At 47.2% G+C, this 21,842-nt stretch carries 23 protein-coding genes and 4 tRNA genes; 17 read left to right on the top strand and 10 right to left on the bottom strand.

The genetic code is table 11. From position 1 onward, the window contains the following. Positions 1-59 precede the first annotated feature (59 nt). From U9J37_RS10165 to trpS, 5 genes are all read left to right on the top strand, one after another. Positions 60-1,544 carry an SPOR domain-containing protein gene (locus U9J37_RS10165; RefSeq protein ID WP_322413810.1) on the top strand — a complete coding sequence of 495 codons (1,485 nt, stop codon included), beginning with the start codon at positions 60-62 and terminating at the stop codon, positions 1,542-1,544. Between the two features lie 67 nt (positions 1,545-1,611). Then, the gene (locus U9J37_RS10160; RefSeq protein WP_005474179.1) at positions 1,612-2,439 is read left to right on the top strand and encodes a Dam family site-specific DNA-(adenine-N6)-methyltransferase; all 828 of its coding nucleotides are present in this window, start codon (positions 1,612-1,614) and stop codon (positions 2,437-2,439) included. A 105-nt stretch (positions 2,440-2,544) separates the two neighbouring features. Beyond that, the gene (gene rpe, locus U9J37_RS10155; protein ID WP_005474184.1) at positions 2,545-3,216 is read left to right on the top strand and encodes a ribulose-phosphate 3-epimerase; all 672 of its coding nucleotides are present in this window, start codon (positions 2,545-2,547) and stop codon (positions 3,214-3,216) included. 4 nt (positions 3,217-3,220) lie between these two features. Continuing rightward, on the top strand, positions 3,221-3,901 hold the full coding sequence (locus tag U9J37_RS10150; protein ID WP_005474231.1) for a phosphoglycolate phosphatase: 681 nt from the start codon (positions 3,221-3,223) through the stop codon (positions 3,899-3,901). Between the two features lie 128 nt (positions 3,902-4,029). Beyond that, positions 4,030-5,067 (top strand): tryptophan--tRNA ligase, encoded by a 1,038-nt coding sequence (gene trpS, locus U9J37_RS10145; RefSeq protein ID WP_005474216.1) that lies wholly within the window; start codon positions 4,030-4,032, stop codon positions 5,065-5,067. A 63-nt stretch (positions 5,068-5,130) separates the two neighbouring features. Here trpS and trmL read toward each other — a convergent pair whose 3' ends face one another. From trmL to U9J37_RS10125, 4 genes are all read right to left on the bottom strand, one after another. Further along, positions 5,131-5,607 (bottom strand): tRNA (uridine(34)/cytosine(34)/5-carboxymethylaminomethyluridine(34)-2'-O)-methyltransferase TrmL, encoded by a 477-nt coding sequence (gene trmL / locus U9J37_RS10140; protein ID WP_005474217.1) that lies wholly within the window; start codon positions 5,605-5,607, stop codon positions 5,131-5,133. A 96-nt stretch (positions 5,608-5,703) separates the two neighbouring features. Continuing rightward, complete coding sequence (locus U9J37_RS10135) at positions 5,704-6,321, bottom strand: superoxide dismutase (RefSeq protein ID WP_005474212.1); 618 nt, start codon at positions 6,319-6,321, stop codon at positions 5,704-5,706. 73 nt (positions 6,322-6,394) lie between these two features. Further along, on the bottom strand, positions 6,395-7,780 hold the full coding sequence (gene cpxA / locus U9J37_RS10130; protein ID WP_005474227.1) for an envelope stress sensor histidine kinase CpxA: 1,386 nt from the start codon (positions 7,778-7,780) through the stop codon (positions 6,395-6,397). Beyond that, complete coding sequence (locus tag U9J37_RS10125; protein ID WP_269978526.1) at positions 7,780-8,475, bottom strand: response regulator; 696 nt, start codon at positions 8,473-8,475, stop codon at positions 7,780-7,782. Before U9J37_RS10125 ends, cpxA begins: the two co-directional genes overlap by 1 nt. A 187-nt stretch (positions 8,476-8,662) precedes the next feature. Here U9J37_RS10125 and U9J37_RS10120 point away from each other — a divergent pair, with 187 nt between their 5' ends. The 3 genes from U9J37_RS10120 to pfkA all read left to right on the top strand — a co-directional run bounded on the left by U9J37_RS10120 (position 8,663) and on the right by pfkA (position 11,414). Further along, positions 8,663-9,166, top strand: coding sequence for a CpxP family protein (locus tag U9J37_RS10120; RefSeq protein WP_038141240.1), 504 nt, complete (start codon positions 8,663-8,665; stop codon positions 9,164-9,166). A 107-nt stretch (positions 9,167-9,273) separates the two neighbouring features. Beyond that, a complete protein-coding gene (fieF, locus tag U9J37_RS10115; protein WP_005476822.1) occupies positions 9,274-10,182 on the top strand; it encodes a CDF family cation-efflux transporter FieF in 909 nt (302 codons plus the stop codon). A 269-nt stretch (positions 10,183-10,451) separates the two neighbouring features. Beyond that, the gene (gene pfkA / locus U9J37_RS10110; RefSeq protein WP_005476816.1) at positions 10,452-11,414 is read left to right on the top strand and encodes a 6-phosphofructokinase; all 963 of its coding nucleotides are present in this window, start codon (positions 10,452-10,454) and stop codon (positions 11,412-11,414) included. A gap of 69 nt (positions 11,415-11,483) precedes the next feature. On the opposite strand, the gene U9J37_RS10105 is transcribed toward pfkA, so the two are convergent. From U9J37_RS10105 to epmB, 3 genes are all read right to left on the bottom strand, one after another. Continuing rightward, complete coding sequence (locus U9J37_RS10105) at positions 11,484-12,809, bottom strand: anaerobic C4-dicarboxylate transporter (protein WP_038186767.1); 1,326 nt, start codon at positions 12,807-12,809, stop codon at positions 11,484-11,486. A 172-nt stretch (positions 12,810-12,981) separates the two neighbouring features. Then, entirely contained in the window at positions 12,982-13,476 is a 495-nt protein-coding gene (locus U9J37_RS10100) for an MgtC/SapB family protein (RefSeq protein WP_005476820.1), read from the bottom strand. 72 nt (positions 13,477-13,548) lie between these two features. Beyond that, the gene (gene epmB / locus U9J37_RS10095; protein ID WP_005476818.1) at positions 13,549-14,571 is read right to left on the bottom strand and encodes an EF-P beta-lysylation protein EpmB; all 1,023 of its coding nucleotides are present in this window, start codon (positions 14,569-14,571) and stop codon (positions 13,549-13,551) included. A 33-nt stretch (positions 14,572-14,604) separates the two neighbouring features. Between epmB and efp the strand changes: the two genes are divergently transcribed. From efp to rraA, 3 genes are all read left to right on the top strand, one after another. Further along, on the top strand, positions 14,605-15,171 hold the full coding sequence (gene efp / locus U9J37_RS10090) for an elongation factor P (RefSeq protein WP_005476836.1): 567 nt from the start codon (positions 14,605-14,607) through the stop codon (positions 15,169-15,171). A gap of 115 nt (positions 15,172-15,286) precedes the next feature. After that, positions 15,287-16,204 (top strand): 1,4-dihydroxy-2-naphthoate polyprenyltransferase, encoded by a 918-nt coding sequence (locus U9J37_RS10085; protein WP_038217569.1) that lies wholly within the window; start codon positions 15,287-15,289, stop codon positions 16,202-16,204. Positions 16,205-16,280: 76 nt separating this feature from the next. Beyond that, complete coding sequence (rraA, locus tag U9J37_RS10080; protein ID WP_005476814.1) at positions 16,281-16,796, top strand: ribonuclease E activity regulator RraA; 516 nt, start codon at positions 16,281-16,283, stop codon at positions 16,794-16,796. Positions 16,797-16,810: 14 nt separating this feature from the next. Here rraA and U9J37_RS10075 read toward each other — a convergent pair whose 3' ends face one another. Next, a complete protein-coding gene (locus U9J37_RS10075; RefSeq protein ID WP_043887529.1) occupies positions 16,811-18,166 on the bottom strand; it encodes an MATE family efflux transporter in 1,356 nt (451 codons plus the stop codon). A gap of 125 nt (positions 18,167-18,291) precedes the next feature. Next, entirely contained in the window at positions 18,292-19,062 is a 771-nt protein-coding gene (gene tpiA, locus U9J37_RS10070) for a triose-phosphate isomerase (RefSeq protein ID WP_005476835.1), read from the bottom strand. A gap of 284 nt (positions 19,063-19,346) precedes the next feature. On the opposite strand from tpiA, the gene U9J37_RS10065 reads away from it, so the two are divergent. Continuing rightward, on the top strand, positions 19,347-19,694 hold the full coding sequence (locus tag U9J37_RS10065; RefSeq protein ID WP_005476833.1) for a 5-carboxymethyl-2-hydroxymuconate Delta-isomerase: 348 nt from the start codon (positions 19,347-19,349) through the stop codon (positions 19,692-19,694). A gap of 22 nt (positions 19,695-19,716) precedes the next feature. Continuing rightward, on the top strand, positions 19,717-20,139 hold the full coding sequence (locus U9J37_RS10060; protein ID WP_005476829.1) for a DUF805 domain-containing protein: 423 nt from the start codon (positions 19,717-19,719) through the stop codon (positions 20,137-20,139). Positions 20,140-20,238: 99 nt separating this feature from the next. Here U9J37_RS10060 and coaA read toward each other — a convergent pair whose 3' ends face one another. Then, positions 20,239-21,162 carry a type I pantothenate kinase gene (gene coaA / locus U9J37_RS10055; RefSeq protein ID WP_005476831.1) on the bottom strand — a complete coding sequence of 308 codons (924 nt, stop codon included), beginning with the start codon at positions 21,160-21,162 and terminating at the stop codon, positions 20,239-20,241. 208 nt (positions 21,163-21,370) lie between these two features. Between coaA and U9J37_RS10050 the strand changes: the two genes are divergently transcribed. From U9J37_RS10050 to U9J37_RS10035, 4 genes are all read left to right on the top strand, one after another. Next, a tRNA-Thr gene (locus U9J37_RS10050) sits at positions 21,371-21,446 on the top strand. A gap of 50 nt (positions 21,447-21,496) precedes the next feature. Beyond that, positions 21,497-21,581 (top strand) — tRNA-Tyr (locus U9J37_RS10045). A gap of 35 nt (positions 21,582-21,616) precedes the next feature. Then, positions 21,617-21,691, top strand: a tRNA-Gly gene (locus tag U9J37_RS10040). 12 nt (positions 21,692-21,703) lie between these two features. Further along, a tRNA-Thr gene (locus tag U9J37_RS10035) sits at positions 21,704-21,779 on the top strand. Positions 21,780-21,842: the final 63 nt, after the last annotated feature.

Here is a 21,842-nt window from a genome sequence, read left to right as displayed (position 1 = left end):
ACAATTCGTTGTATAAGCCGCTGAGTTGGTATCTTTGAGTATTATCTTTAGGGTGGCGGATGAACATGGCGCATGACTCGCATGTGTTGGAGTTAGACTCTCAAGTAGAATTGCTTGAGAGACTGCAGTTGTTGACTAACTTTGGTTCTAACTTAGTGACGATCGCTGGTGATAACGGCGCGGGTAAAACTTGGCTCGCTCAGCGTTATCTTGAAGCGTGGGCATTAGAGAAGAATCAAGCCTTGCTGCTGTGTTTTCCGAATCAAGATGATGAACAACGTCGCATGACGGTATTGTCGCAGTTGGTGTCGGAGCCGCTTTTTAATCCCTCAGACTCTTTGGTGGAATCTTTCGTCAGAATGATGGAAGGGGAAGCGTGTGACATTGTTATCACCATTGATGATGCGCATTTGCTCAGTGAGTCGTTTATTTCAGAGCTGTGGATGTTGGTTCTGGAATCTCAGCAAAACCCACTTTGGACCGTTAATGTCTTGTTGTTTGCACAGTCAAACACACTGGATGCATTGCTCACGCGTCTAAGTTATGGGCAAGAACACAAACCCATTGATCTCGAGATCGATGCCCTTTCCGAGTCGGAAGCGGATCGATTTTTTGAGCAATTGGTGGTTAGATATGTTGAAGATGACATGGAGAAGCGAGTACGCAATGCGTATCGCACAGTGGCTCGCCGTCCTGGCGAAATAATGGCATTAGGGGATCACAAAGTGGAAAAAAGGATCATTATCCGTTCGATTATCGGCTCGCCTATCAATATCGCCTTAGTGGTGATGACTCTCCTGCTACTTGTTGGGGCTGGCTACTGGTGGATGATGTCTCAGCCTTCACCAAACGATAAGATGCAGCAGATCACGCAGTCTGTTGAACAAACCGTGATTCCGACGCTACCCGATGCCACTTCTAGCGCAGAATCAACCGAATCTAACTCAGCAATCATTACCCCAGATCCTGTGGTTGACCCTATGCTGGCAAGCGCCGAAGATGACTCGCAATCTTTGCCGCCAGCCGTAACGAGCGAAGTGACGAGTGTCGGCAGCAGTGATGATGGGCATCAACGCGTGGTGATTACCTCAGAAGTGGTTGACGCCTTGCTCGATGACAAACCAGAAACGGTGGATACTTCCGCGATTGACCAAGTGGTTGAGGCGTCGATTCCTGAAGATGAAACACCAGAGCCTGAAAGTGCATCTGAGCCTGAAGTCGCACCGCAACCCGTCGTGAACTTTTCTTTCACCAAAGAGGAGCTGAAAGCATTTTCACCACGCAGCTACACCTTGCAATTGGCAGCAGTGACTGATTTAGCTGATGTACAAGCATTCCTCGACACCTATCAACTCAAACAGAACGTTTATATCTACCCAACTGTCCGCAATGATGTGGAATGGTTCATTATCACCTACGATAACTTTCCGACCATCCAAGTCGCTCGAGACGGCGTGGCAGAACTCTCCGATGAGTTACAACAGCTTGAACCTTGGGCAAAATCACTGAGTCAGGTTCATAGAGAGATTGAACGCGGAAAATAGTCTGAGATTCGACGCAAAATATGTTACATTCCGCAGCCTCAATTTTGGTTGATAGATAGAGCAGTAGATGAAGAAGCAACGTGCCTTCCTGAAATGGGCAGGTGGAAAATACGGACTTGTCGAAGATATCCAGCGTCACTTGCCAGAGGCACGTAAGCTGGTGGAGCCGTTCGTTGGTGCTGGTTCTGTATTCCTAAACACGGACTATGAACAATATCTGCTGGCGGATATCAATCCAGATTTGATCAACTTATACAACCTGCTCAAAGACGACCCGCAGACGTATATCTCTGAAGCCAAGCGTTGGTTTTGTCCAGAGAACAACCGAAAAGAGGCGTATCTGCATATTCGTGAGCAGTTTAACGCGACAGATGACGTGATGTATCGCTCGCTCGCCTTCTTGTACATGAACCGTTTTGGTTTTAATGGCTTGTGCCGTTACAACAAAAAGGGCGGCTTTAATGTCCCATTCGGTTCTTACAAAAAGCCTTATTTCCCAGAAGCCGAACTCGAATTTTTTGCTGAGAAAGCTAAGAAAGCGACATTCGTATGCGAAGGCTATCATGACACCTTCAAACGAGCGCGCAAAGGCAGCGTGGTCTATTGCGATCCACCGTATGCGCCCCTTTCGACGACCGCTAACTTCACCTCTTACGCAGGCAATGGTTTTACCCTTGATGATCAAGCCGCATTGGCGGATGTCGCGGAGCGTGCAGCCACAGAGCGTAGTATTCCTGTGCTGATTTCCAACCACGATACAACGCTAACCCGACGCCTCTATCATGGTGCGGAGCTGAATGTGGTTAAAGTGAAACGTACCATCAGTCGCAATGGCGCGGGGCGCAACAAGGTCGACGAGCTTCTTGCTTTATTCCGCCCTGTTTCAGGCAAATAATCACATTTCATTACGCTTCCCTATCTTCTGACCTTTAGCTTAGGTAGAATTGCGCGCAAAGTTTCTTCAGTGTGCAATGATGCCAATTACTACTAGAGGTCAGGTATGAAAGATTTCCTTATCGCTCCATCGATTTTGTCTGCGGATATGGCTCGTCTTGGTGAAGACGTAGAGAAAGTGCTCGCAGCTGGTGCTGATGTGGTTCACTTTGACGTAATGGATAACCACTACGTACCTAACTTGACTTTTGGCGCTCCGATTTGTCAGGCACTGCGTGATTACGGAATTACTGCACCTATCGATGTGCATCTTATGGTGAAGCCTGTTGACCGCATTATCCCTGATTTCGCGAAAGCGGGCGCCTCAATGATCACCTTCCATATCGAAGCCTCTGAGCATGTTGACCGCACGCTTCAGTTGATCAAAGAGTACGGCTGTAAAGCAGGTGTGGTTCTAAACCCAGCAACACCACTTTCTCATCTTGAGTACATTATCGATAAAGTCGACATGATTTTGTTGATGTCGGTGAACCCAGGTTTTGGCGGCCAATCTTTCATTCCTAAAACACTCGATAAGCTGCGTGCCGTTCGTAAGATGATTGACGAATCGGGTCGTGATATTCGCCTTGAAATCGATGGTGGTGTGAAAGTAGAAAACATCAAAGAGATCGCGGAAGCGGGTGCAGATATGTTTGTTGCAGGCTCTGCAATCTTCAACCAGCCAGACTACAAAGAAGTGATTGACCAGATGCGCGCTGAGCTAGCAAAGGTTAACTAATTCAATGAGCAACATAAAATTAATCGCATTTGATTTGGACGGAACGCTGCTCGATAGCGTTCCAGATCTGGCCGTCGCGGCAGACCAAGCGGTACAAGCACTGGGTTACCCAGCAGTAACGGAAGCGCAAGTCCGTGACTACGTCGGCAATGGTGCAGACGTACTCATTGGTCGTTCGTTAAGTCGTAGCCTAACGGTATCACCAGATTTGTCTTCTGAGCTATTGGCTAGGGCTCGAGTGTTATTTGATGACTACTACGAAAAGAGCGGTCACAAACTGAGCCACCTCTACCCAGCAGTAAAAGAGACCTTAGCCGAGCTGCACAAAGCGGGCTTCACTATGGCGCTTGTAACCAACAAGCCATCGAAGTTTGTCCCTGAAGTATTAGCCAAGCATGGCATAGACAAGTACTTTGTCGATGTGATTGGTGGTGATACCTTCCCTGAGAAGAAGCCAAACCCAATGGCGTTGAACTGGTTGCTTGAGAAACACAATTGTCAGCCGCAAGAGATGCTAATGGTGGGCGACTCTAGTAACGACATCAAAGCGGCGAAAAATGCGGGCTGCCACTCATTTGGTTTGACATACGGTTATAACCACGGTGAGCCTATCGCGGCATCGAATCCAGATTTTGTCGCCGACACCATCGCAGATTTGGTCGAAGCGGTCGCTGTTTCGGCGTAACGGCGACAAAAGATCTTCCAAAATACTCATCAATGAGTACACTGAGTAAACCGTGTCACTGGGTGGTAGACCCTGAATCGACACGGTTTTTCATTTATTTAGATTAAGAAGTCAAAGGAACTATTCCCATGAGCAAACCCATTGTATTGAGTGGTGTTCAACCATCAGGTGAACTAAGTATCGGTAACTACTTGGGTGCTCTACGTCAATGGCAGCAAATGCAAGACGATTACGATTGCCAATACTGTGTGGTAGACCTTCACGCAATTACGGTTCGCCAAGACCCGAAAGCGCTGCATGAAGCGACCCTAGACGCATTAGCAATCTGTCTCGCCGTTGGTGTTGATCCGCAAAAGAGCACGCTATTTGTTCAGTCACATGTACCAGAGCATGCTCAACTTGGTTGGCTTCTTAACTGTTACACCCAGATGGGTGAGCTGAGCCGTATGACTCAGTTTAAAGATAAGTCAGCACGTTACTCGAAAGACAGCTCTAGCCAGTTTGGTGATGTCAATGTTGGTCTGTTTGATTACCCTGTGTTGATGGCGGCTGACATTCTGCTTTATGGCGCACATCAAGTGCCAGTTGGCAGTGACCAAAAGCAGCACTTAGAGCTAGCACGTGATGTTGCGAACCGTTTTAACAACATCTACTCGCCTGAGCAGCCAATCTTCCAAGTGCCAGAGCCGTACATCCCAACCGTGAATGCGCGTGTCATGAGCCTGCAAGATGCGACGAAGAAGATGTCTAAGTCGGATGATAACCGTAAGAACGTGATTACGCTTTTGGAAGAGCCGAAGTCGATTCTTAAGAAGATCAACAAGGCGCAAACCGACACAGAAACGCCACCGCGTATTGCCCACGATTGGGACAACAAAGCGGGTATTTCGAACCTAATGGGTCTGTTCTCTGCGGCGACAGGTATGAGCTTTGAAGAAATTGAAGCGAAGTACCAAGGCGTTGAAATGTACGGTCCATTTAAGAAAGACGTTGGTGAAGCTCTGGTTGCGATGCTTGAGCCGATTCAAGCTGAATACCACCGTATTCGTGCCGACCGTGCTTACATGGATCAAGTGATGAAGCAAGGTGCAGAGAAAGCATCTGCTCGCGCTGCAGAAACGTTGAAGAAAGCGTATGAAGCGGTGGGTTTTGTGGCTCGTCCATAATCCGCGAATTCATCAGATATAAAAACGGACTCCTTGGAGTCCGTTTTTTTGTCTTTGATGATTTTATTGAGCGCCTTCAAAGCCCATTTGCCGCCATGCTTCAAACGCAATAATTGCGACTGCGTTGGAGAGGTTTAAGCTCCGAGCGTCTGGCATCATCGGAATACGAATACGCTGTTCCATTGGCATGCTTTCAATGAGCTCTGCAGGTAAACCACGCGTCTCTGGGCCAAACAACAATACGTCACCTTTGTGAAAGTTTGCATCGACGTGATGACCCGTTGTTTTCGTAGTACAAGCAAAGATTCGATAGTCTCCACGCTCTTTTTCAAGGTACTCGACAAAGGCTTGATAGTCTTTATGGCGAGTGACTCTCGCGAGATCGTGGTAATCCAACCCTGCGCGGCGCACCTTCTTCTCCTCTAAATCAAAACCCAATGGCTCGATCAGGTGAAGGTTAGCACCACAATTGGCACATAAGCGGATAATGTTACCCGTATTTGGGGCGATCTCTGGCTCATAAAGGGCGATATCAAACATATTGTTATTCTTGCACTATGGAATTTAGGTCAGAAAGTATAAGGTCACAACGAATGACCGCCAAGCCTGACATTGTGAGTATTCGTGTTTTCTTGCTTATTTACCTTGAGCAAGTGCGGCAGAATAGTTTTCGCTCACCGCATCCCAGTTCACCACATTCCACCACGCATCAATGTACTCTGGGCGGCGGTTTTGATAACTGATGTAGTAGGCGTGCTCCCATACATCTAAAGCAAGGATAGGTTCACCCTGAATATCGGCAACATCCATGAGCGGGTTATCTTGATTGGTGGTTGAGGTGACATGAAGTTCACCCTCTTTGACGATCAACCAGGCAAAACCAGAGCCGAAAGTATTAATCGCCGCCTCAGTGAACAGTTGCTGAAATTGAGCAAAGCTACCAAACTGAGCGATGATCGCATCAAGCAACTGACCGTTTGGTGCGCCGCCACCATTTGGTTTCATGCAGTTCCAATAAAGAATATGGTTGTAGTAACCCCCACCATTATTGCGAATCGCAGGTGGGTGATTGGAGATTGTCGCGAAAATCTCGCTAAGGCTTGTGGACTCGAGTTCGCTGCGTTTGATTGCTGCGGTAAACTTATCAAAGTAAGTGCGGTGATGCTTGCTGTAATGCACTTCCATGGTTTTTGCATCAATATAAGGTTCTAGTGCATCGTAAGCATAAGGCAGTTCTGGAAAGGTGTGAGACATAGTAAATCCTCCATAATTGAAGGATTTACTATAAATGATAATGAGATCCATTATCAACTAGGTGTTTGTAGGGTTATTCACCGATGCTTAAAGGGAGAGTGATTTCTACGCGAAGTCCGCCCAGTGGACTGCGTGTCGCAACGATGTGACCACTATGCTGGCGAATGGCACTTTCGGTTATTGTAAGACCAAGTCCTGTGCCGCCGCTGTGTCTATCTCGAGCGGTGGAGACGCGGTAAAACGGTCTGAAAATCGCTTCCAGTTCATGGTCAGGTACTCCCTCCCCATTGTCATCCACGGTAATGGTGATCTGCTGCTCGGACTCGGTAAATTGGATGTCGATACGATCCTGACCGTAATAGATAGCATTACGGACAATGTTGTCGAGGGCACTCATCAATAGCTTAGGTGTCCCAGAGATGATTCGGTCAGGGATTGGAGTGAAGGTGAGGTTTTTCCCCATTTGCTCCGCTTCAAACTGAGCATCCGCCAAGATGGCTTCCCATAGACTGCTCAATGGCTGCTTTTCTCGTGTTAGATGGCTATCTGCTTGCATGCGCGACAGTTCCAATAGCTCACCAATCATCTGCTCAAGCCGCTGAGCTTCGGTATCAATTCGTGCCAGTTCTGGGCTCTCTCCTTGTTTTCTGGTTGCAAGCGCGCTGGCCATCCTTAGCCGAGTCAGTGGTGAGCGCAGTTCATGTGAAATGTCAGACAGCAGGCGTTGTTGGCCTGAAATCATTTGATTCACTGCTTCGACCATTTGGTTAAAGCTCGCGCCTGCTTGGCGAAACTCACTGGTGCCTTTTTCCAGTTCTGGATCGACAATGAACTCACCTTTTGCTACCCGTTGGGCGGCTCGCTCCAACTTGCGCGCTGGCTGGCTCAATGCCCACGCCAACCAAAGTAGTAACGGTGTGCTGACCAGCATAACGGCAAACAGCAGTTGGAAAGGCTTATCAAACATGCGCAGTAAAAATGGCGGTGGCTCATTCCACTTCACGCCGATGTAGAGCAGCAAGTCTTGTTTCGCCAGAGTGACGGGCAGGGGGCCAGCAACCATATAGTGGCCGTACAGTTTTTGCTGCGGCTGACCAGGCACATCGATACTAGTGATGAAGTTTTGCAGTGCGCGGTAACGAAAGTTTTTTCGGTCTTGAGTTGTCAGTATGTTGCCGTCTTGGTCGGTCACGAAAAAGCGAGGACGCGGATCTTTAGGCGAACGATTAGGTCCTTCTAGGTTAAAGAGCACCCTGGCTAAGTTGTCATCTTGTGCGTATCGTTTTTCAATACTGCGCGTTATGTCTATCAAGCGGTTGTAATGGTCGGCAGGAATATCACGGGCTTTACGCGGATCAAGGTGAGGAAGCGATAAGACCGCCACCAAGACAAGAAGCATGGTGAACCAGAAAATAGCAAAAATACGACCATACAAGCTGGTGATTTTGGGTAAACGCATCAATCTTCCTCAACCAGTAAGTAGCCACGACCTCGCAGCGTTTTTATTCTCGATTTGCCGTCACTTCGTTCAGGTAATTTTTTACGTAAGTTAGAGACGTGCATGTCGATGGCACGGTCAAAAGCAGCAAGGCGTTTACCCAACACATCCAAACTGAGTACTTCTTTGGTGAGCGTTTCTCCTGGGTGTTGGACAAAGTGGCTGAGCAGCGCAAACTCTGTGGTGGTTAGCTCTATCAGCTGCTCTTGGCAGTAAGCCTCTTGTTTACCGGGGAAAATTTGGATGTCTTGATATTCGATGCAGTCGGTGCGTTTATCTGATTTGGTATTGGCATTCGACTGAGTTCTACGCAAAATTGCTCGCATTCTTGCCAACAGTTCTCGATCACTGAATGGTTTGGGTAGGTAGTCATCAGCGCCAAGTTCCAGTCCAATGACACGATCGATCTCTTCCCCTTTGGCTGTCAGCATCAATACCGGGGTGTCCCAGTTTTCCCTGAGTCGTTTCAGCGTTTCCATGCCATTGAGCTTAGGCATCATTACATCAAGCAAAATGAGGTCAATGCGGTCATCAAGCTTTTCCAACCCTTCTTCACCATTGTTGGCTTCGGTTACGTCAAACCCTTCGAAGGTCAGCACTTCGTTTAATAAGCTCGTCAGTTCGATGTCATCGTCAATGAGTAGGATGTTTGGCATGGGGAAATCTCTTTATCTGGGGATACGCTAAGTTTACTGCGAAATGAGCAGGAGATTGAGTGCAAATTGAGCTCTTTACGCTTCTTTACGCTCGCTAAACGTTGCTTTACGTAGCATGTCGTATTCTACACTCAAGCGCTGCAGAGAAAGGCAGCTTAATCCAACAAATACAGTGAAAGGTACGATTATGAAAATGGCAAAAAAATTAGTAGTAGCGGCGGTTGTTCTTCCTCTGACTCTAGGTACTGCAAGTGCCTTCGCGTTTGGTGGCAAAGATCATAAGAAAGGTGGTCACGGTGAATGCGGCGGTGGTTTTGACCGCGGTATGATGCGCCAGCTAGATCTTACTGATGCACAAAAAGAACAACTGAAAGAGATGCGCGAAGCGGGCAAGCAAGAGATGAAAGCCAACTTTAAAGGCAATTTTTCGGAGCGTCAGGCAGAGATGCAAGCTCACCATGCAAAAGTACAACAGTTAGTTCTGGCTGATAATTTCGACCAAGCTGCTGCGGATGAACTTGCGAAGGCGATGGTAGAGAAACAGACCGAACGCAAAGTGAAAATGCTAGAGAAGCAGCATCAAATGCTTAGTATTTTAACGCCGGAACAGAAAGCGAAGTTTACTGAACTGCAGCAAGAGCGAATGGGCAAATGCGCAGAGAAAATGCAAAAGCGTTTCGCAGACAAGTAATGAGATTTGTGTGAATAAGCGGCCAGATGGTCGCTTTTTTTATGCCATTTTTATTCAACATGTGAGGCGTTATACTAAGAGTATGTTTGTTTATTGATCAATTGTTTATGAAACATGAATATGCGCGCCTAGTGACCATGGCGGCTTGGACGGCGACCATAGTGGCAACCTTATTGTTGATTGTTAAGGTTGGTGCTTGGTGGGTGACGGGGTCGGTGAGCTTGCTGGCATCGCTGATCGATTCGATGCTGGATATTGCTGCCTCGTTGGTGAATTTAGTCGTGGTTCGATACTCTCTTCAGCCCGCAGACAGAGAGCATGCCTTTGGACACGGTAAAGCGGAATCGTTGGCGGCATTGGCTCAAGCAATGTTTATTTCTGGATCGGCGGTCTTTCTGATTCTTAATGGTATCGACCGATTCTTTAGACCTCATGATCTTCAATCCCCCGAGTATGGTGTTTACGTTAGCCTGTTCGCCATTGCGGTGACATTTGCGCTAGTGCGTTTTCAAAAGCATGTGGTGAAGAAAACAGGCAGCCAAGCCATCGCGGCTGACTCGCTTCACTATGAGTCCGATCTTTATATGAACGCTGCGATCATGTTAGCGCTCGGGTTGAGTTGGTTTGGTATTAAGCAGGCGGATGCTGTGTTCGCTGTGGGAATTGGCATCTACATTCTCTTTAGCGCATTTAAAATGGTTCGTGAAGCGACGCAAACCCTTTTGGACCGCAAGCTACCAGACAGCGAGCTCAACGACATTCGCAGCGTGTGCCTCTCTGTCCCGGGGGTATTAGGAGTTCACCAGCTGCGTACCCGAATGTCTGGCCCGACACGTTTTATCCAGTTGCACTTAGAGCTAGAAGATCAGCTCGCATTAATTGAAGCGCATCGAATCTCTGACGAAGTAGAAGATAAACTTCTTGAACTGTTTCCTGAGTCGGATGTACTGATCCATCAAGACCCTTATTCTGTGGTCCTTGGAGCGGAAAGAGTGCAGAAATCTCAAGATTGGTAATTGAGGTTAGCGCGACAAAGCATCACTTATTGACTATCTTTTCAGCGGGTTCACTTTTAACTGTGATCCTGATGTGTATCAAGTAAGTGAAATTGCAAAGCTGTAATACTCTTACATAAGTAGAAAAGTTACATAATTTCGTGCAAATAAAAGTAGTATTCCTAGTTAGGAAAGGTAACATATTGCACAGTTAAGGAATTAAGTCAGACGCTTAATGTAAGCTGCTGACGTAAAAATTGAAATAAGATTCCCAAAAATCGAGGGTGAGCATGATTAAGAAGATCGGTGTCTTAACAAGTGGCGGTGACGCACCTGGTATGAACGCAGCTGTTCGTGGCGTAGTACGTACTGCACTGTCTGAAGGGTTAGAAGTATACGGCGTGTTTGATGGCTACCTAGGCCTATATGAAGACCGTATCCAGAAACTGGATCGTTCAAGCGTTTCTGACGTGATCAACAAGGGCGGTACTTTTCTAGGTTCTGCGCGTTTCCCAGAATTCAAAGAAGTGGAAGTGCGCCAGAAAGCGATCGAAAACCTACAGAAGCACGGCATTGAAGCGTTAGTGGTTGTCGGTGGTGACGGCTCTTACATGGGTGCGAAGAAACTGACTGAAATGGGTTACCCATGTATCGGTCTTCCTGGCACTATCGATAACGATATCGCTGGTACAGATTACACTATCGGTTACCTAACTGCGTTAAACACAGTTATTGATGCGATTGACCGTCTACGTGATACCTCATCTTCTCACCAACGTATTTCGATTGTTGAGATCATGGGTCGCCACTGTGGCGATTTAACTCTTATGTCTGCGATTGCAGGTGGTTGTGAATACATCATCACACCGGAAACTGGTCTAGATAAAGAGAAGCTGATCAGCAATATCCAAGACGGTATTGCGAAAGGTAAGAAGCACGCCATTATTGCGCTGACAGAGCTTATGATGGATGCAAATGAACTAGCGAAAGAGATTGAAGCGGCAACAGGTCGTGAAACTCGTGCGACAGTTCTTGGCCACATTCAACGTGGCGGTCGTCCAACTGCGTTCGACCGTGTTCTTGCTTCTCGTATGGGTAACTATGCCGTTCATCTATTGATGGATGGTCACGGCGGTCGTTGTGTTGGTATCCAAAAAGAGCAGTTGGTTCACCATGACATCATTGACGCTATCGAGAACATGAAGCGTCCAGTTCGTGAAGACCTATTCAAGGTTGCAGAAGAGCTGTTCTAAGTTTTACGCTTAAGCACAGATAAAAAAGCCAGTTGGGAAACCAACTGGCTTTTTGTTTATAGGATCAGGTTAGTTGACTAGCATGGTTGAAAGCACGTAACCAACAGTCGTTGCCGTGACCACACCAATGAAACCAGGCAGTAAGAAACTGTGGTTAAGTACATACTTGCCAATCTGTGTTGTACCAGAGCGGTCAAAGGTTATTGCCGCTAAGTCACTTGGGTAGAATGGGAAGAAGAAGTAGGCGTAACAAGCTGGGAGCACACCAATCAGAACTGGCGCAGGAATCCCCATCGCGAAGCCAAGTGGTAGCATGATGGTGAGCACCGCAGCTTGGCTCTTCAGGAAGACTGAAACCACAAACATCGCAATCGCAAAGGTCCATGGGTGGGCAGCAACAATGTCACTGACTAGGCTAATCAGGTACGGTTTGTGGAAGCCGATGATGGTGTCACTCATCCATGCGATACCAAAGATGATGATGACGGCGGTCATACCCGCGATGAAGACATTACTGTGAACGATCTTCTTCGGCTCAACTTTCGTGGTGAGTAGAATCAGAGCACCAACAGACAACATCAAGAACTGAATAGCCACCGACATTTTCACTCCAGCTGGTAGCAATCCGAGATCTTTACCAAACATGGCAACAAAGATGACGGTAGCGATACCCGCTAAGAAAATTGCCAATCCTTTTTTCGCCACGCCTTCGTGTGCTGGGCTCTCATCTTCTTCACTGGAAGCATCAATCAGTTGTGCCTTGAATTCAGGATCTTGGCAACGCTCAATAAATGCTGGATCTTGGTCGAGCTCTTTACCACGTTTCAGGCTCCATAAGCAGCCAACCAATACGCCGATTAACGTTGCCGGTATAGTAACGAGCAAAACGTTGACCAAGCTGATGTCTAAGTGGTTATCGGCGGCTGTCGCCATGACCACGGCCGCAGCTGCCGCAATAGGACTCGCCGTAATCCCCATTTGAGAGGCAACGGTTGCCATCGCCATAGGGCGCTCTGGGCGGATGCCTTTTTTGTAGGCGACATCGTAAATCACGGGTAGAAGTGGGTAAACCGAGTGACCAGTGCCAACCAATACGGTAAGGGAGTAAGTACAGAGCGGTCCAAGAAAGACGATTTGACTTGGATGTTTACGCAGTAAACGCTCGGCAAATTTCACGAGCAGTTTTAGGCCCCCTGTCGCTTCCAACGTAGCGGACGCGGCAACCACGGCCAAAATAATCAGCATGACACTAATTGGTGGTGAACCTGGAGCGACCCCAAATACAAACGCGAGAACCGAAACGCCTAGGCCCCCGAGTAAACCAAAAGCAATGCCTCCATGGCGGATACCGATAAATATCACCGTCAGAAGCAGGAGCATATGTACGTAAAACATAATCAAACCCTACAAGGTAACAGAAGTAGGGTTCATGCTATCCAAAAGTGGTAGGTGGAAATGTGAAGTTCTATGCTTATCTGGCACAGAGTTTGCGTTATCGGCGGCTTCTTTGTTTTTTGTCAAATTGCGGCGCAGTAACCATCGTCAGGTTGCTAATTCGCCGCAACGATCATGGTTTTGGACGCGAGATTTTCCGGCTATGGAATTTTTGGTGTACACCACGGCGCAGTGCTTTGACCCTGTTTTCGGCTCTGTCGACCCCAAGCAGTACGCTCAGTACCAGCAGAGTAATAACAACCGATTGCTGCAAGTACCCCAAACCAATCATCATTCCAAGCGCAGCAAGCACCCAAATGACGGCTGCCGACGTGACGCCATGAATCTTGCCATCGAGCGTCATCATGACCCCTGCACCAAGAAAGCCAACCCCAGTAATGATTTGTCCGAGCACGCGAGCTTGGTCTAGCGTATTGGGTGACAAGGAGACAGCCATTGACATAAATAAGTAGGTGCCCGATATGATCAATATCGAGGTGCGAATTCCAACGGGTTTGCCACGAGTCTGGCGCTCGACACCGACCAGAATGCCGTTGACGGCGCAGCAAAGTAGAGCAGGCCATGTGAATGGCCCAAGATCGAGAAATTGTTCGATAGATGGTTGCATTTTGACCTCCAAAGCGTCGGAGTATGCACAGGATAGCGTTGTCTATCGAACGAATTATTTTTGTCGTCTAGATTACTCTAAGTGCAAGTCCAGAGGGGTTTTACTCTTGCGGCCACCTATCTCGCGGGTGAGTTTGGGCACCAAGTATCCTGAGACGCGCTCAAGCAGACCTGCCATGATGGCTTTGGCTTGCTGATCCGAAATATAGAAGTGCGCAGCCCCTTGAACTTTATCGAGAACGTGCATGTAGTAAGGAAGAATTCCGGCGTCAAAAAGAGTTTCACTGAGCGCCACTTGTGCCTCAACGCAATCATTGACACCTTTGAGCATCACTCCTTGGTTTAGCAAGGTGACCCCCGCTTGCTTGAGGTCATACATCGCGCGTTTCAGTTCATGATTGATCTCTTGGGCGTGGTTAATATGCGTCACCATGATCACTTGTAAGCGACTGCCACTGAGTATCGCGAGTAACTCCGGCGTGATTCGTGCCGGAATGACAACGGGTAAACGCGAGTGGATCCTGATGCGTTTGATATGTGGAATATCAGCGATGTGATTGATGAGCCACTGCAGCTCTTCATCTTTCGCCATTAATGGATCGCCGCCCGATAGAATGACTTCATTGAGTTCTGACTGTTGGCGAATGTAATCAAGACTTTGCTGCCAAACTAACTTGTTGCCTTTGTTCTCTTGATAGGGGAAATGACGGCGAAAACAGTAACGGCAGTTAACGGCACATCCACCCTTCACAATCATTAGCGCTCGGTTGCGGTACTTATGCAGTAACCCAGGTGTCTCATTACCTTGCTCTTGTAGAGGGTCGTTGGAATAGCCCTCGTGCACTTCAAATTCTTGTGAAAGTGGTAAAACCTGGCGCAAAAGCGGGTCATAAGGATTGCCTTTCTCCATTCTATCGACAAAACTTTGCGGCACACGCTGCGCAAATAGCTTTCTCGCTGCAAATCCGTCTTGCCATTTAGCAGGATCGATTTCCAGCTTTTCGAGCAATTTGGCAGGATCAGAGATCCCATTCGCTAGCTGTTGAAGCCAGTTTTGCTCAACAGAAACGGCTTTTCGGGTTATGATATGCGGCATTGAATTTAGCTCTAAGAATGTAAAGAGGAAAAAATGGCTACTGTTAGCACCAATGAATTTAAAGGCGGTCTAAAACTCATGCTTGATAACGAGCCTTGCGTTATCCTGGAAAACGAATACGTTAAGCCAGGTAAAGGCCAAGCGTTCAACCGCGTGAAAATTCGTAAACTTCTTTCTGGTAAAGTGCTAGAGAAAACCTTTAAGTCTGGTGAAACTTGTGAAGTTGCAGACGTAATGGATATCGACCTAGATTATCTATATAACGACGGCGAATTCTACCACTTTATGAACAACGAAACGTTTGAGCAAATCGCTGCAGACGTAAAAGCGGTTGGCGAAAACGCGAAATGGTTGGTAGAAAACAACACGTGTATGCTTACTCTTTGGAACGGCAACCCAATCGTTGTGACACCACCAAACTTCGTTGAGCTTGAAGTGACAGATACCGACCCAGGTCTAAAAGGCGATACTCAAGGCACTGGTGGCAAACCAGCAACGCTTTCAACTGGCGCTGTGGTTCGCGTACCACTGTTCATCGCTATCGGTGAAGTAATCAAAGTGGATACTCGTACTGGCGAATACGTTGGTCGTGTAAAATAAATAGACTTTGGTTAAGTTTCAGTAAAAGGTCACTTCGGTGGCCTTTTTTGTTTTTCTGCTTGGTGCTTGATGTGCCACAATCTTTACTACGCTTTATGTGACTAAACTAAAACTCATGAATCAGTCTATACGTATCTGGCTTGACGCCGCGCGCCCAAAGACTTTGCCACTGGCACTGGTTTCTATCTTGACGGGTAGCGTATTGGCGTACTCCACGCATCAATTTTCTTTCCCGGTTGCTTTGCTGGCATTTATAACCGCCACCTTGCTACAAATATTATCCAATTTGGCCAATGATTATGGCGATGCAGTAAAGGGCACCGACAACGAAAAACGGTTAGGGCCGATGCGAGCTATTCAATCGGGCGAGGTGAGCCAAAGCGCCATGAAATCAGCGATCATTATCAATATTGTATTGACGATGGTGTCCGGTATGGCATTGGTGCTATATGCATTGGATAGCCTGCAAAGTATTCTCGCGTTCATTGGTTTGGGAGTACTCGCGATTGTCGCGGCGATCGCCTATACCGTGGGCAATAAGCCATATGGCTATGTGGGTCTTGGTGATGTGTCAGTCTTTATCTTTTTTGGCTTGTTGGGTGTTGCCGGCACGTTTTTCTTGCACACGGGAGTGATTGCACCGCTGCTGACGTTGCCAGCCATAGGGTGTGGTTTGCTCGCTGTTGCGGTTTTGAATATCAATAATATGCGTGATATTGAAAATGATGAAGAGTGTGGAAAGCGCACGGTCGCGGTTCGATTAGGTCAACACAAAGCGAAGCAATACCATTCTCTGTTGCTTGTCGGAGCCTTAGTGTCGTTTATCGCCTATTTAGTGCTTCAGCCGAGCCCGATCTGGTTTAGTTTTCCTTTCCTGATTAGCGCTCTGATTGTTTATAAGCACGGAAAAGCCGTGTGGCGAGCAGAGCAACCCGCGCAAATTGCACCAATGATGCCTGTGATCGTTAAGTGCTCGTTGGTCACTAACTTGCTTTTTGCCGGAGTTGTAATTGCACAAACACTGGTGAGTTAAGTGATGCGTGTCATTGCAATGACTTAATGTCCCTATATACTCGATGGAGATGACGAACGCGATGGGAAGGAACACGATGGAATACAATACCTCTGCCCTATGTGACATTTACCTAGAACAGGTCGATGTTGTAGAGCCTATGTTTAGTAATTTTGGTGGTTGTGCCTCTTTTGCTGGACAAATTACAACCGTCAAATGTTTTGAAGATAACGGTTTGATTCGTGAGATCCTAGAGCAAGATGGTTTAGGTCGTGTACTGTTGATCGATGGTGGCGGTTCGCTGCGTCGGGCTTTGATTGATGCAGAGCTTGCAACGCTTGCAGAAGAGAATGATTGGGAAGGCATTGTCGCCTATGGATGCGTTCGAGAAGTCGACGAATTAGAAGACTTAAGCATTGGCATTCATGCATTGGCTTCCATTCCCGTTGGGGCGACGTCGCAAGGTGTCGGTGAAGTTGATGTGCCGGTTAACTTTGGCGGTGTAACCTTCTTGCCTGAAGATTACCTCTATGCTGACAATACGGGGGTGATTCTTTCTCAAGAGCCATTGGATATCGACTTAGAACTTGATGAAGACGTCATCGAAGAATAAATAATGACACCGGCTTAGGCCGGTGTTTTTGTTTCGTAAGCCAAGTATTGTTTGCGTAGCTTCAGCGCGTATAGATACCCTAACAGTCCGCCAATGATATTGCCGAGTGCAATCCCGATAAATAACCCTTCGATGTCATACAACAGGCTCCCCAACCAAGCGCACGGCAGCGTAAAAATGAACAAACGCATAAAGCTCCATTGAAATGCCTTCAATGGTTGGTGCAATGCATTCAATCCTGAAACCAACATCATGATGACACCTTGAAAACCATAGCTGAATGGCACCACAAGTAGGTAATGCCACAGTAAATCCTTTACCGCTTGCTCTTGAGAGAATAGGGCGGCTAACGGAATGCTCAATGGCACCATCATGATGAAAATACCCAGTTGGAGTACCATCGAAAATCGCATGCTGAGAAAAATTCCCGCAAAGCTTCGATGAGGATTATTTGCGCCCATGTTTTGAGCCACAAAGGGCGTCAAAGCAGAGGTTAGTGCCATCAAAACTAAGATTAGGATCGATTCAACTCTTTGAGCTGCACCATAAGCTGCAACGGCGGCGGTCCCATGACTCGAGAGCATCATCATAAGAATGGCGCCTGAGATCGGGGTCATTGCGTTGGATAACGCAGCAGGGGTACCGATCTTAAGGATCAAACGCCAATCGTGGCTAATTCGTGTCACATTCGGCAGCCCGAGCAATTTCTCTCGTTTGATAAGAACGTAGAGCGAACCGCATAAAGCCCCCAACCAACTCAGCGCACTTGCGATTGCAGCCCCCTGAATACCCAATTCCGGAAACGGGCCAATACCGAAAATGAGCAATGGGTCGAGCACCCCGTTAATACAACCTGCCAGCATCATGATTTTTGCCGGAGTTTTGGTATCCCCTGTCGCACGAATTGCGCTATTGCCCGCCATGGGAATGACCAGCAGTGGGATCGTTAGGTACCAAATAAACATGTATTGTTCGATGAGGGGAATAAGTTCTGCTTTGGCGCCCAAGCGAAGAAACAGAGGCTCAATCGTCAGTAGTCCGAGAGTGCAGGCTAGGGCGACGAGGACAACCGCAAGCAACAATCCATGGGAAGAAAAACGGGCGGCGTCTTGGGACTGTCCTTGGCCAAGTAGGCGACCAATATTGGTGGATAAGCCCATGCCTATTCCCATCGTTATGCAATTAACCGCAAAGGTAACGGGAAAGGTATAACTGATGGCAGCCAACGCTTCAGTGCCCAATAGCGAGATAAAAAACGTATCGACAAGGTTAAACATCAAGATCGCGACAAGCCCGAACGTCATCGGTACGGTCATTTGACGTAAAACGGTAGGGATGGGGCCGGTCAACAGGCCGTGCTTATCCTGCATTGAGAGCTACTGTTTGCTTGGAGGAAAAACGTAGCATACTTGATCTATGGCGATACGACCAATTCTCAGGCACAAAAAAGGCCAGCCGAAGCTGACCTTAAAAATCGTTATTCGTTAAGAATAAATTACGCTTTTGCCGCTGCAGCTGCTTTAGCGATTGCTGCGAAGCTCTTAGCGTCTAGAGAAGCACCACCAACTAGAGCACCGTCGATGTCTGGTTGTGAGAAGTAAGCTTCAGCGTTTTCTGGCTTAACAGAGCCGCCGTATTGAATGATTACTTGTGCTGCAACTGCTTCATCTTTCGCTGCGATTAGAGCACGGATAGAAGCGTGGATGCGTTGTGCATCTTCAGCTGTTGCTGCTTTACCAGTACCGATAGCCCAGATTGGTTCGTAAGCGATGATTGCGCCGTTCAGTGCTTCAACACCGTAAGTGTCGATCACTGCGTTGATTTGACGTGCACAAACTGCTTCAGTTTCGCCCGCTTCGTTTTGCGCTTCAGATTCACCGATACAGAATACTGGCTTAAGACCGTTTTCTTTTAGGAAGTTGAACTTCTTCGCGATGAACTCATCAGATTCGTTGTGGTATTCACGACGCTCAGAGTGACCGATGATGATGTGAGAAGCACCAAAATCTTTTAGCATCTCTGGAGACATATCGCCAGTGAATGCACCGCTGTTGTTTAGGTCAGTGTTTTGTGCACCTAGGATGATCTTGTTACCGCCTTCAGCGATTACACGCTCTGCAAGGTCGATGTAAAGTGCTGGTGGCGCTACGGCTACGTCAACACCTTCAACGCCTTCAAGCTCAGCGTTAAGACCAGTTAGCAGCTCTTTAACCATTGCTTTGCTGCCATTCAGTTTCCAGTTACCCATCACTACAGGACGACGCATAGGAATATCTCCCTTATCTCTTATGTAAAAATTCAATTAATGTAAAAAATCTTCGTAGGAATATAACAGAATAAATTCGCCAGATCATGACTAGTATCATGTCTTAACCGGATCTCATTCAATGGTTGGAGCTGTCACTGCACATAATTGACCTATCTTGCGCTGTCTAGAGTGATCCGTTATGCAGAATAGTGCCCTTTGGCTGCAAAACCTGCTTAGAAATTGCTAATAGTGGAAGGAGTATAGTTCGTAATGATGAAACTCTCTTACATTTGAGGATAACAATGCCAAACCTAGTAATGGAATACTCCAACTCAGTCGATGAGCGTGTTAATGTGCAAGGCCTGCTGGAAGATTTGCACCAAGTCGCCTTACAAAGCGGGTTATTTGATGTTGGCTCGGTAAAATCACGAGCGTTGCGCTGCCACAATTGGTTGATTGGTGATGAGGGTGATAGCGTCGATTTTATCCATATCAGTTTTGAATTACTGGATGGCCGAACCGCTGAACAGAAGAGAGACTTATCTCGTCAGTTAATGACCGTTTTGCAAGAGCAAGCCAGCCATGTCCGAAGTCTAACCGTCAACATTCGAGATATGGACAAAGATTGCTTCCAGAAGATCATTAATTAGTTTTTATTTTTTAGGTAATGGGATGTCAATTAAAGAGTTATTGTTTTCTTTCCAAGGTCGCGTAGGTCGAAAAGTCTACTGGACATGGAATTTGGTTTACTACATTGCGATATTTGGCTTCGGAATAGGAATGAATGTTCTCTTTCCTGCCATTTCTCACCTAGTTTTGCCGATATTTCTCATCGCAGCTTTACTTCCCGATTTAGCCATTACAGCGAAACGCTGGCACGATCGCGGAAAATCTAACTGGTGGCTATTGATGAACGTGCCACTGATTGTCGGTCGTTTAATGGCGCCGATGGATGGAGAGCCAATGGCTTCTCCTTCAACAGAGCAAATGATCGCTTACACAATCTCGCTCGTGTGCGGAATCTGGATTTTCGTTGAGTGCGGGTTGCTAAAAGGGCAGGCGGGCGATAACTCATACGGTCCGGAGCCAAAGTAACCGGAGCTAAAAAGTAGTTATCAATGGCGTTGAGATGTTCTGACGCCATAAAAAAGGGTTGGCATCTCAAGCCAACCCTTAGCAGATTCTCTCTTCTCGCTACTTCCTTAACAGCACTTCTTCTATATGGTGATCTTGGCCTTTCTTCAAAATAAGTTGGGCGCGCCCTTTGGTGGGGAGAATGTTTTGCGTCAGGTTGATGCCATTGATCGTTTGCCAAATGTCGTGGGCTTTATCGATGGCTTCCACTTTGTTGAGTTTGGTGTAGTGGCTAAAATAGGAGCCCGGTTTGGTAAACGCACCCTGACGAAACTTAAGAAAGCGTTCAACGTACCAGTTTTCAATGACATCAGAGTCAGCGTCGACGTAAATTGAAAAGTCGAGGAAGTCAGAAACAAACACGCGGTGTGGATCATGAGGGTAGTCCATGCCACTTTGCAAAACGTTAAGACCTTCAATAATCAAGACATCAGGGCGGTCGACAACTTTCACCTCTTCAGTAATGTCGTAGGTAATATGCGAATAAACGGGCACTTCGAGATTGGGCTTTGCGGCTTTGACATCGGAGACAAACTCGACAAGGCGTTTAATATCATAAGACTCCGGAAACCCTTTACGGTGCATAATGCCGCGCTCATTCAAAACCTTCTTTGGATAAAGGAAGCCATCGGTCGTCACCAACTCCACTTTAGGGTGTTTCTCCCAACGAGAGAGCAAGGCTTTGAGTAATCGCGCTGTGGTACTTTTACCCACTGCAACGCTTCCTGCGATCCCAATAATAAACGGCGGGGTCGATTCCTGATTACTAAGAAAGTTATTAAGGACAGTATTACGGCTTTGTCTAGCAGAAATGTAAAGATTCAGAAGACGCGCGAGAGGCAGATAAATTTCAACGGCCTCTTCCATTGTGAGGCTTTCGTTAACACCTTGCAGTTCGATCAAATCCTCTTCGGATAGCGTCATTGGCACAGAATTGCGCAATTCTGCCCATTGCTGACGATTAAAAGAGAGATAAGGTGTCATAGTCTTCCTAACCCAAATATCACGATAAGAGCAGCGAAAATACAACAACAAGCGCCGAAAGCAAATGAGAAGGGGGCGATTAAGTTGCATTTTGCGCTCAATCTGTGTGTTTTTTCAGCAAAAAAGCGGAAACTGATTAAAATCGTGATTTTTTTTGATTTTGCTATTGCAAGGTTGGAATTCCTTCAATAGAATGCGCACCACTTATGCCGACTTAGCTCAGTAGGTAGAGCAACTGACTTGTAATCAGTAGGTCACCAGTTCGATTCCGGTAGTCGGCACCATTTCTCCGCTTATCTCTTTTTAGAGGACGAGAGGAATGGAGTAAAAATTTGGAGGGGTTCCCGAGTGGCCAAAGGGATCAGACTGTAAATCTGCTGGCACTGCCTTCGATGGTTCGAATCCGTCCCCCTCCACCATATTCTTTAGGGAATAGCTCACAGAGTTACGTGTTGCGGGCATCGTATAATGGCTATTACCTCAGCCTTCCAAGCTGATGATGCGGGTTCGATTCCCGCTGCCCGCTCCACTCAATTTGAGTGCTGATATAGCTCAGGTGGTAGAGCGCATCCTTGGTAAGGATGAGGTCGGCAGTTCGAGTCTGCCTATCAGCACCAGCTCTCAAGCAAGCATTTCCTTTTGATACTTTCTTTTTACTAAACTACGTTTAGTCATTGAAA

Source organism: Vibrio sp. 16, from assembly GCF_963681195.1.
Taxonomy (GTDB): domain Bacteria; phylum Pseudomonadota; class Gammaproteobacteria; order Enterobacterales; family Vibrionaceae; genus Vibrio; species Vibrio sinaloensis_D.
The sequence above is the reverse complement of the archived record's forward strand: the minus strand, read 5'-3'. Positions and strand labels throughout refer to the sequence as shown.

Bases quoted from the DNA above. Each gene is read 5' to 3' on its own strand.
- U9J37_RS10165 (WP_322413810.1), top strand. From the start codon at position 60: ATGAACATGGCGCATGACTCGCATGTGTTGGAGTTAGACTCTCAAGTA.
- U9J37_RS10160 (WP_005474179.1), top strand. From the start codon at position 1,612: ATGAAGAAGCAACGTGCCTTCCTGAAATGGGCAGGTGGAAAATACGGA.
- rpe (WP_005474184.1), top strand. From the start codon at position 2,545: ATGAAAGATTTCCTTATCGCTCCATCGATTTTGTCTGCGGATATGGCT.
- U9J37_RS10150 (WP_005474231.1), top strand. From the start codon at position 3,221: ATGAGCAACATAAAATTAATCGCATTTGATTTGGACGGAACGCTGCTC.
- trpS (WP_005474216.1), top strand. From the start codon at position 4,030: ATGAGCAAACCCATTGTATTGAGTGGTGTTCAACCATCAGGTGAACTA.
- trmL (WP_005474217.1), bottom strand. From the start codon at position 5,607: ATGTTTGATATCGCCCTTTATGAGCCAGAGATCGCCCCAAATACGGGT.
- U9J37_RS10135 (WP_005474212.1), bottom strand. From the start codon at position 6,321: ATGTCTCACACCTTTCCAGAACTGCCTTATGCTTACGATGCACTAGAA.
- cpxA (WP_005474227.1), bottom strand. From the start codon at position 7,780: ATGCGTTTACCCAAAATCACCAGCTTGTATGGTCGTATTTTTGCTATT.
- U9J37_RS10125 (WP_269978526.1), bottom strand. From the start codon at position 8,475: ATGCCAAACATCCTACTCATTGACGATGACATCGAACTGACGAGCTTA.
- U9J37_RS10120 (WP_038141240.1), top strand. From the start codon at position 8,663: ATGAAAATGGCAAAAAAATTAGTAGTAGCGGCGGTTGTTCTTCCTCTG.
- fieF (WP_005476822.1), top strand. From the start codon at position 9,274: ATGAAACATGAATATGCGCGCCTAGTGACCATGGCGGCTTGGACGGCG.
- pfkA (WP_005476816.1), top strand. From the start codon at position 10,452: ATGATTAAGAAGATCGGTGTCTTAACAAGTGGCGGTGACGCACCTGGT.
- U9J37_RS10105 (WP_038186767.1), bottom strand. From the start codon at position 12,809: ATGTTTTACGTACATATGCTCCTGCTTCTGACGGTGATATTTATCGGT.
- U9J37_RS10100 (WP_005476820.1), bottom strand. From the start codon at position 13,476: ATGCAACCATCTATCGAACAATTTCTCGATCTTGGGCCATTCACATGG.
- epmB (WP_005476818.1), bottom strand. From the start codon at position 14,571: ATGCCGCATATCATAACCCGAAAAGCCGTTTCTGTTGAGCAAAACTGG.
- efp (WP_005476836.1), top strand. From the start codon at position 14,605: ATGGCTACTGTTAGCACCAATGAATTTAAAGGCGGTCTAAAACTCATG.
- U9J37_RS10085 (WP_038217569.1), top strand. From the start codon at position 15,287: ATGAATCAGTCTATACGTATCTGGCTTGACGCCGCGCGCCCAAAGACT.
- rraA (WP_005476814.1), top strand. From the start codon at position 16,281: ATGGAATACAATACCTCTGCCCTATGTGACATTTACCTAGAACAGGTC.
- U9J37_RS10075 (WP_043887529.1), bottom strand. From the start codon at position 18,166: ATGCAGGATAAGCACGGCCTGTTGACCGGCCCCATCCCTACCGTTTTA.
- tpiA (WP_005476835.1), bottom strand. From the start codon at position 19,062: ATGCGTCGTCCTGTAGTGATGGGTAACTGGAAACTGAATGGCAGCAAA.
- U9J37_RS10065 (WP_005476833.1), top strand. From the start codon at position 19,347: ATGCCAAACCTAGTAATGGAATACTCCAACTCAGTCGATGAGCGTGTT.
- U9J37_RS10060 (WP_005476829.1), top strand. From the start codon at position 19,717: ATGTCAATTAAAGAGTTATTGTTTTCTTTCCAAGGTCGCGTAGGTCGA.
- coaA (WP_005476831.1), bottom strand. From the start codon at position 21,162: ATGACACCTTATCTCTCTTTTAATCGTCAGCAATGGGCAGAATTGCGC.